We start from the raw sequence: 8,939 nt of genomic DNA, 5'->3' as shown, positions 1-8,939 counted from the left end.
CCAGTTAAACTGGTTTACTTCTTCTTGCTACTGTTTTTGCTGAATGGGTCTTCATACTCTTTCACACTCAGTTTATCAATTGCCTGGTCGTGTGCTTCTTGCTCACGGATATATTTTGCCACGGTGGCTTCATTCAAGCCCACTGTGCTGACGTAGTATCCCTCCGCCCAAAATTTTCGATTGCCATATTTATACTTCAAGCTAGCATGCTTCTCGAATATCATGAGTGAGCTTTTCCCCTTCAGGTATCCCATAAATGATGATACTGAGATTTTGGGGGGAATTGCTACCAACATATGTACATGATCGGGCATCATGTGGCCTTCGATTATCTCCACTCCCTTGTATTTGCATAATCGTTTGAAAATTTCGATTAAGTCTTTCCTCACTTGATTATAAATCTCTTTCCGTCTATACTTCGGGGTGAACACAATGTGGTACTTGCACATCCACTTCGTGTGAGCTAAACTATAGCTCTTGTTTGCCATCTAAGACCATTCCTTTCATTATTGAGCCTGAACATCTCAATTTTATCGGAATGGTCTTGTTGGTCAAACCCTCGATCCCTCCACCCGCATAGCGGGTGGTTTTTTGTTTCGCACGCTTCGCGAGCTCAACTGGCTAAAGCCATAATAAAAGATGATTCGTAAAAGACGAATCATCTAGGATTGTAGATTTATTTGCATCCTGTACAAAATTCGGAGGTACAATCTCCAAAAATCAAGTTAAAAGCAATCAACTCCCACAGTAGTCGACATTTTTCCTTAAAATGTAGGTTTTCTCTCACAATTTTTGATATTTGGGTTGAACATAAGTTCGCATTACAGTAAAATCAAATTACATTCATTAATATTACGTACGTAATTAAGGAGAATGTTATATTATGAACTTTAGTTATAGTTTCCCTGCTCTTCGGGGTATTCAAGCGGGACGAGAATTTTACACCGTCATGTGTCCACTTAGGTTAATTCCTAAAATCTTTCTATTTGATGAGGAAGAAATACCCGCCGAACATAGGGCTCAACGCCTAATGAACAAATCTAGAATACCAGACATAGCCAACTATATTCTTGAGAACCCAAAAGACTACATATTTTCCTCACTTACAGCATCGGTAGATGGCGAAATGATCTTTCAGGCACACTCTAATGAATATAAAGATATCGGATATCTATCGATCTCACTTGATTCAAAATTTTTAATCAATGATGGCCAACATCGACGCGCAGCGATTGAAGAAGCTTTAAAGATTGCTCCGGAACTTGGAGACGAGACCATATCCGTAGTCTTTTTCCATGACTTAGGACTTGTCCGGTCCCAGCAGATGTTCTCAGATTTAAACCGCCACGCGGTGAATACCACGTCTTCAATCGGCATTCTATATGATCATCGAGACCAATTATCGCTTATAACAAAGGGACTGATTTCGGACATCCCCTTACTAAATCGATACACAGACCGGGAAAAAGTAAATCTTTCAAAGAATTCTCCCAAACTATTTGCATTAAATCATATCTTTAATACCAATTGTCGCCTCCTTGGGAAGCGAAAAGGCGAAATGGTTTCAGAACAAGAAAAAGAGTTCGTCAACCAATTTTGGGTTCTTTTATGCGCTACAATTACGGAGTGGCAGGAAGTCCTTAAAAAGAAAGCATCCCCAAGAGATTTACGGGCAAATTCCATAGTTGCTCATGGTGTCTTTTTAGAAGCCATAGGTGTGATCGGCCATTATCTCTACTTCTATCATCCTGACGAATGGCAGAAATACGTCAAGAAGTTGAGACATATTGACTGGCATCGGGATAATAAAGAAGATTGGCAAGGTCGTGCTTATAGTCACACCGGACGCATTAATAAAAACAACGAGACAGTCCAGCTAACGGCCAACCTTATAAAACATAAAATTGGACTCCCTCTTACAGAACAAGAACAGAAAATTGAGGATAAATTGAAGGAGGTCTCCCCTCTTGGAACTTAACATATTTAATACTGGCGGTAAGTTCACGGAAGCCAAAGAATTAGTAAAAGAAGTTTATCAATCAGACAATCGCCCATGGGTTGTTGGATTTAGCGGCGGAAAGGATTCCACCGCTGTTGTTCAGTTAATGTTCCAGGCATTATCTGAGCTTGATTCCTCTGTATTAAAGAAGAAAGTATATGTTATCTCTTCAGATACTCTGGTAGAGACTCCTTTAATCATTGATAATATTACTCGAACCCTAGGAAGGATTCAGCAGAAGGCTTTGGAACTTGGTCTGCCGATTGAAACGCAAAAGGTACGTCCTAAAGTAGAGCAGACCTTCTGGGCATCTATTATCGGAAAGGGTTACCCTACGCCACGGCAAAAATTCAGATGGTGTACGGATCGCCTAAAAATAGACCCTGCAAACCGATTTATTTTGGATAAAGTGGATCAATTCGGCGAAGTTGTTATGTTACTTGGCGTAAGAGATTCTGAAAGTTCAACCCGAGCAGCAGTTATGCAATCACATACCATTGAAGGCAAAACCTTAATGCGTCATTCTACTTTGAGTAATGCATTTGTATTTGCCCCTATCCGTTCCTTTAATGTCGATGATGTTTGGGAATACCTGCTGCAATATGAATCCCCTTGGGGCGACGATAACAATGAATTACTTCAGCTATATCAAGATTCTAGCAGTGAGTGTCCCCTTGTTGTCGATAAGGAAGTGAAAGAGAGTGCTGGTTCCTGTGGTAATAGTCGGTTTGGCTGCTGGACATGCACTGTCGTCAATGAAGACAAGGCATTGAGCGGATTTATCAATAACGGCGTAGACTGGCTACGGCCGTTATATGATTTTAGAAACTTCTTGGTAGAAATTAGAGAGGACCGTTCCAAACGGCAGAAACATCGCATGAATGGAGAGGTTTACCTTACTTCTAATTTAGGCGGTGTTACGAAAGAAGAAATCGAAGCTGGGAAATATCCTTACATCGAAAAAGCGGACATTAAGCAATTTATTGAAGAGAATAATATTAATCTTGCTACAATCGAGGAATTGGATATTTATGTAAAAGATGATGATGGCAACTTCAAACGATTTGGTGTAGGTCCTTTTACACTCAGCGCTCGAGAAGAAATTTTGAGAAATCTGCTGCGTACTCAAAAAGCGGTACGAGAACTACATGACCCTACCGTTGTACTCATTACTTTTGAAGAATTGAAAGTTATCCGGAAGTACTGGCACGATGACCTTCAATGGGAAGATCGTTTGCCACAGATTGTTGAAGAAGAAATGGGAGAAATATATGATTGGCATCACGACGATCGTCCCGTGTTTAAAGAAGATCAAATTACCGATTTAGAAACACTTTGTCAAGAAGAAGGCGTTAACCTTAACCTCCTCAAGCAGCTCATTTCTGTCGAAAAGGATTACTCGGGCGTCAAAGTAAGAAGAGGTTTATTTCAAGCATTTGACAAAACGCTAAAACAAGATTTCTTACATCTATAGAAGGTGGATTTATAATCAATGCAAATAAATAAGCTGATTCTTCGTAACATTGGCGCTTATAATGGAGAATTTAATAAATTTGATTTCAGAACAAACGGCAAACAGAATGTAATTCTGCTCGGAGGAAAAAATGGCGCTGGTAAAACTACCATTTTAGAATCTTTAAGAATTGTATTGTTCGGTTCCATGGCTTACGGATTTATAACGGAAAACGAACCTTATTTCCGTAGAATCCGTTCATTATTAAACCGTCAAGCTCTTCACGCAGGTGAAAAAAACAATTATCAAATTTCCCTTGATTACATTTCCACTGAAGAATTTGAACCTAATCAGTATTCGCTGGTTCGAAGTTGGACGATCAAAAACGACAAAATCAGAGAGTACTTCTCGGTTCAAAAAAATGGAAAGCATCTTGGTGCTCAAGAAATATCCGACTATCAGAATAAACTACGTGAGGAAATGCCGCCTCGCCTATTCGAACTATGCCTTTTTGACGGAGAAGACATTTCCAGAATTGTTTCTGAGGAAAAGATCCCTGAATATCTTAGTGAATCGGGGAAGATCCTCTTTAATTTAGATTTGTTCGTTAATCTAGAGAAGGATTTGCAGACCTACCGCCTTCAATACACACAAAAAAATGCTGATGCAGCAAAAGAGATTGAGGAGCTAAATAAAGTAGAGTCCGAAATTATAACACTTAAACAAAGTCTCGAGGAATTCCAGCACCTAAAATCCAGTAGCGAAGAAGAAGCCTTAACCTTAGCTGACCTCATTCGGAAAGATAAAAGAGATTTTGAAATCCACGGCGGCCTCATTCAAGAGAAACGACAAGAGCTGATCACCAAAGTAAACCGAATTGAGTATCAGCGAAAGATGAATACCGATAAAATTAAAAATTTTATCAATTCGATTTTGCCATTCTATATTGCCCGCAACCTGTTAGAGGAAGTAGACCGTCAACTTAGAACCGAAAAACAATATGAGTCATTCGAGTTTGTCGCTTCAGCTTTAGAAAAAAGTAAACTGGATCAACTGGTAAACAACCTGCAATCAAAAATCGGTGCAATGGAGACCAGATTAGACATCAATCAACTATATGACGGAATTCTTGAGATGCTTCGACCTGAAGAAGTCCAATTAATACACCGTGCTTCCTTCGAGCAACAAAGTGAAATCCATAGCCTATTTAGACAGGTTAAATCGCTAGAGGTTTCAAATTATATTGCTCTTTTCGATGAAAATGCAAGGCTCTTGGAAGAAACTCAAGAACTCAGAAAAGCCATCGAGAAAAATGACCAATCCAGCGAGTTCAAAGACCTCCTTGAAAACATAGAAGTAAAAACCCAAAGGGTCGAACAGTTAAAGTTATTGATTGAGCATTACCAGAATGAAATCCAAACAATAAGCGAAAATATTCAATCCAAAGAAGCTTTCGCTAACAAAATTCGAGAAAAGATTAACGAGTATCATAAAGGTGAGAACTCGTTCCTTATGACTGAAAAACTACTCAAGGTTAGTCAACGCTTTAGAGAACGTCAGTGGCGCAAGAAATTGGATGACGTTGCTAATGAAGCTACAAAAATGATCAACATTTTGTTTCGGAAAAAAGCCTATATTGACCGCATGCATATCGATCATTCTTCTTTTGAGTTACGCCTCTTTAATAAAAACAAGCAAGAGATCGTTAAAGAGCGACTTTCTGCAGGCGAAAAAGAAATGCTTATGTTAACAGTTATTTGGGCAATGTTCAAAGTGTCCGGTTGGAAGCTCCCTTTTGTTTTTGATACTCTTTTTGGACGCCTTGATTTGGATCATAAAAACGCACTAATACAACACTTTATTCCCAAGTGCGGTGATCAGGTCCTGATTTTCACAACGGACTCTGAAATTGGGTCAGAGCAATATGAAATCATTAAAGATATTACTTCAAGCTGCTATACGCTGGAATTTAATGAAAGCCAGGAAAAAACCGAAATTGTTAAGGGTCACTATTTTGATCTGACCAGGGAGAACTGCTACCAATGAATTTTACTTTAAAAACATCTAAATACGCTAAAGAGACACTTTTACAACTTCAAGCTTCTACTGGAATTACCCCCAATATTCTTATTCGGTATGCCGTGGCAATTTCATTACGAAATAACGGCCAGGGGGCAGAAATAGCTCCAATTACAAAAGATTTCTCAGACGGGCTAGTCCTTAACCGCAGCACTGTGACTGGCGAGTATGACTATGTTTTTAGAGCATTAATTACTCAGGCTGCTGGAAGAGAGCTCTCAGACGATGAATATTTCCCTGGATTTTTTAATGCTCATCTAGAACGCGGAATTAGAACACTAGCCGGAGAATATAAAAGTGCTGGAAACTATGAAAAATTTATACGTGCCTTACTACTTGAATAGAAAGTAGGTGACTTCATGCTCTATTTAGATAATAGTGCAACGACAAGAATCCATCCTGAGGTTCTTGATGCCATGCTTCCCTATCTTAAGGAGGAGTACGGTAATCCCTCCAGTAAGTTTTATTCGTTGGCCGAGAATGCAAAAAAGGCTGTGACCCATGCACGGGAGCAAGTAGCTGAATTATTAGGCTGCGACCCTGATGAGGTAGTTTTTACAAGCGGAGCAACCGAAAGCAATAATATGATCATCAAAGGAGTAGCTGACTATTATGGTAAGCAATCTTCTAACAACAAATTTTTGCTTACTTCTAAAGTAGAGCATCCTTCCGTGATCGAAACATTTAAATATTTAGAAGAATGCGATTTCAGCGTCAATTTCTTGGATGTGGATCAATTTGCAAGAGTCACCGCTGATCAGGTAAAAGAAACCGTAGCTCAAAACAAACCATTGCTCACTTCGATCATGTGGGGCAACAACGAAATTGGTTCTCTAAATCCAATTGAAGAGATTGCATCTATATTTGAAGAAAATAGCCTCTTCTTTCATACGGATGCAACGCAGGTTATTGGTAAAGTTCCAGTTGATCTGAATAAACACAAGGGTATTCGTTTTCTATCTATGTCTGGTCATAAAATAGGCGGCCCCAAAGGTGTAGGAGCTGCAATTATTCGAAAACAATCCAAGGAAATATATACGAGATTAACTCCTCTTTTCCATGGTGGCGGCCAAGAAAATAATTATCGTAGCGGTACTTTAGCGGTTCATAACATTGTAGGCTTGGGTAAAGCTGCTGAGTTAGCTCGTAAAAATCTTGATAGTAATGTGAAGAAGCTCAATGAGTTAGAACAATACCTAACAGCTTTACTGAAGACAAATTTAGGGGACAAAATAAGGTTTAATAGCGATGAGAATAATAAGATTCCGGGGTTAATTAGTGTCCAGTTTGTCGGAGTCAATAATGAACTTCTTCTAAAGAAACTTTCAGCGTATGCAGCTCTTTCCTCCGGATCTGCGTGCAGTTCAAGCAAGCCTAGTCATGTATTAAGTGCGGCTGGGAAGTCGCTGGAGGAAGTGCGACAAACGATTAGGATTACCTTAGAACAAGATCTAACGGAAAAAGATTTGGATTTTTTTTCATATATAAAATAGTCAACCTATAGACTTCTTTGGTGAAAGAGTCAACTAAGAGCTCTTTAGTTCTTAATTGACTCTATAAATTAACTTACTTACCCCATCAACCAATAATATCCTGGATAATATCTGGAATTTCCGAGTGGTCATTATACCAGATGATTTGGATTCCCATTCTGCGGAATTCTATTTCCTTGAATGTGTGAATATCATTCAAAAAAGACTGAAGTAAATTTGCGGATTGCCTATTTACCTGTGCCATTAGGTCTCTTCCTAATAATTCTTCGGCATTCTCAAGATCTTTTCTTTCCATTAAGGCATAGTGTTTTACCTTGTTGTTTCTTCGAGAAGCAATATCAAGTAATCGTCTCATGTTTGGGTCAGTAAAGGAAAGTCCTATAAATAGACATACGCTTTCCTTCAAAGTATATAACTGAATAATATTTGACCAGGAGTATGCATCAGTATAAACAGTATGGTACGCTTTTTCGCTAAACACTATTAGGTTACCATCTTCATTGTCAAAGGAAGTATCGTTCTGCGGAAGATATCCATGGACGTGGTAGATTGGTAGATTTTCAGGGCTGATTTCTACATCTTCCTTAAAGACGGGTTTAGGTTTTACAGTTAGAGCTATTAGATTTTGTTCTAACAAGTCATCAAAATTAAAGGTTATGACTGAACGAATACGGTGAAAATTTTTGGGAATACATAGTTTCGCAATCCACTCAAGTTGTGAAGAGTTAAATTTCTTTCCTAGATAATCCTCACCATACAATGCTTTCCGAATATATGGTGATAGCTCCTTATGATCCTTTTCAGCCAACATAAATTCGAAGAAGTGAGCATTTGATATTGATGATCCATCAGATTTTAAATGAGTAAGAACATCTGTTAGCATAGCAGTATCGCTTTCTTTAAACTTCCTGTTAGCAATAGACCACTTACCCTTTTCGCCACTTATTTTGCGTATAACTTCCGAGTTCAATTTCTTTATCAATGTTTGCCAATCAGGTAATGTAGCAGATCTAGAAACACCTGCTCCTAAAAACAATGAAAGTTGATTTCGTTTAAAAGCACCATGCACTTGATTGATGTATTCGGTTCTTTTAATTTTCCACTCTTCTGGGTCATCTTCTTCTTTGGGACGGCTAATAGCTATTGGGAATTCTAAAAGTTCGATCCTACCCCTAGATTGCCTAAAATACTTAGTATCAGCAGCACCTGATTTTGTATAATGTTCACAACGACGACGTATTTGATTTCTCAAGACATTTTCTTTGTCTAAAGTATTAAATTCATATATGTTATCTTTCAAAATCTCTTCCAAAATTTCTTTTACTGTAGCAGGCCTCCCAATCTTTTTTAAAGCTAATATTGCTGCTTCATATATTTTCATGCTACCTCCAAAATTAATACTAATTTTAAGTGTAGTTCCAAACTTGCACTGCCCTTTTTGCCATTTGTTTTTGGCGCTCCTCAATAGTAGTAAAATCCCAATTTTTTTCAAATGCAACTTGTTTCGGATAATGCAAGGAGGATTTTTTATATTGTTGTTTCTTAGTATCAAAAATAGAGTTTCCAACATTTTGATTTATAGAGCTTTCAAGTATTAAAAGGTTCCCTAATTTATATACATACTCCTTATATTCGGGCAGATTTCTAACATGCCCCCATTCGTGACTTCTATTATTAGCTCTAGAGGGTTTCTTAGGCATTACATGTTCAACATGCTGCTCAAGACCATGGGGTACAGGTACTACTCCTTTAACATAAGATTTCTCAAGTTCACTAAGAATGTAATAGGCCAGTGGACTAGATTTAGTTGAAAACTCCCTGAATCTTCTTTCAAATGTCGAATCATCTGTCAACTTATGCATATAATCAATCAAACTATCTATATCTTTAATAGAAGTTTCTCTTTCTATATTTC

The 8,939-nt window shown here is 38.2% G+C and carries 8 protein-coding genes; 5 read left to right on the top strand and 3 right to left on the bottom strand.

Going from position 1 to position 8,939, the window contains the following annotated elements:
* Nucleotides 1-14 precede the first annotated feature (14 nt).
* Complete coding sequence (gene tnpA, locus CHH67_RS24035; RefSeq protein WP_007128375.1) at nt 15-488, bottom strand: IS200/IS605 family transposase; 474 nt, start codon at nt 486-488, stop codon at nt 15-17.
* A 395-nt stretch (nt 489-883) separates the two neighbouring features.
* Between tnpA and dndB the strand changes: the two genes are divergently transcribed.
* From dndB to CHH67_RS24010, 5 genes are read left to right on the top strand one after another with little or no spacing between them, the layout of a single operon-like run.
* Nucleotides 884-1,978 (top strand): DNA sulfur modification protein DndB, encoded by a 1,095-nt coding sequence (dndB, locus tag CHH67_RS24030; RefSeq protein WP_095267901.1) that lies wholly within the window; start codon nt 884-886, stop codon nt 1,976-1,978.
* Entirely contained in the window at nt 1,968-3,473 is a 1,506-nt protein-coding gene (gene dndC, locus CHH67_RS24025; protein ID WP_244908315.1) for a DNA phosphorothioation system sulfurtransferase DndC, read from the top strand. Before dndB ends, dndC begins: the two co-directional genes overlap by 11 nt.
* Nucleotides 3,474-3,491: 18 nt before the next feature.
* A complete protein-coding gene (dndD, locus tag CHH67_RS24020) occupies nt 3,492-5,498 on the top strand; it encodes a DNA sulfur modification protein DndD (protein ID WP_095267900.1) in 2,007 nt (668 codons plus the stop codon).
* Nucleotides 5,495-5,875 carry a DndE family protein gene (locus tag CHH67_RS24015; RefSeq protein ID WP_095267899.1) on the top strand — a complete coding sequence of 127 codons (381 nt, stop codon included), beginning with the start codon at nt 5,495-5,497 and terminating at the stop codon, nt 5,873-5,875. The genes dndD and CHH67_RS24015 overlap by 4 nt, the downstream gene beginning before the upstream one ends.
* A 15-nt stretch (nt 5,876-5,890) precedes the next feature.
* Entirely contained in the window at nt 5,891-7,024 is a 1,134-nt protein-coding gene (locus CHH67_RS24010) for a cysteine desulfurase family protein (RefSeq protein WP_095267898.1), read from the top strand.
* An 85-nt stretch (nt 7,025-7,109) separates the two neighbouring features.
* On the opposite strand, the gene CHH67_RS24005 is transcribed toward CHH67_RS24010, so the two are convergent.
* On the bottom strand, nt 7,110-8,405 hold the full coding sequence (locus CHH67_RS24005; protein ID WP_095267897.1) for an SIR2 family protein: 1,296 nt from the start codon (nt 8,403-8,405) through the stop codon (nt 7,110-7,112).
* A gap of 25 nt (nt 8,406-8,430) precedes the next feature.
* Nucleotides 8,431-8,939, bottom strand: a 509-nt coding sequence (locus CHH67_RS24000) for an HNH endonuclease family protein (protein ID WP_144029316.1), incomplete at its 5' end; no start/stop codon positions are given.

Origin of the sequence: Paenibacillus campinasensis (assembly GCF_002272015.1) — a bacterium.
Classification (GTDB): domain Bacteria; phylum Bacillota; class Bacilli; order Paenibacillales; family Paenibacillaceae; genus Paenibacillus_AQ; species Paenibacillus_AQ campinasensis.
The sequence above is the reverse complement of the archived record's forward strand: the minus strand, read 5'-3'. Positions and strand labels throughout refer to the sequence as shown.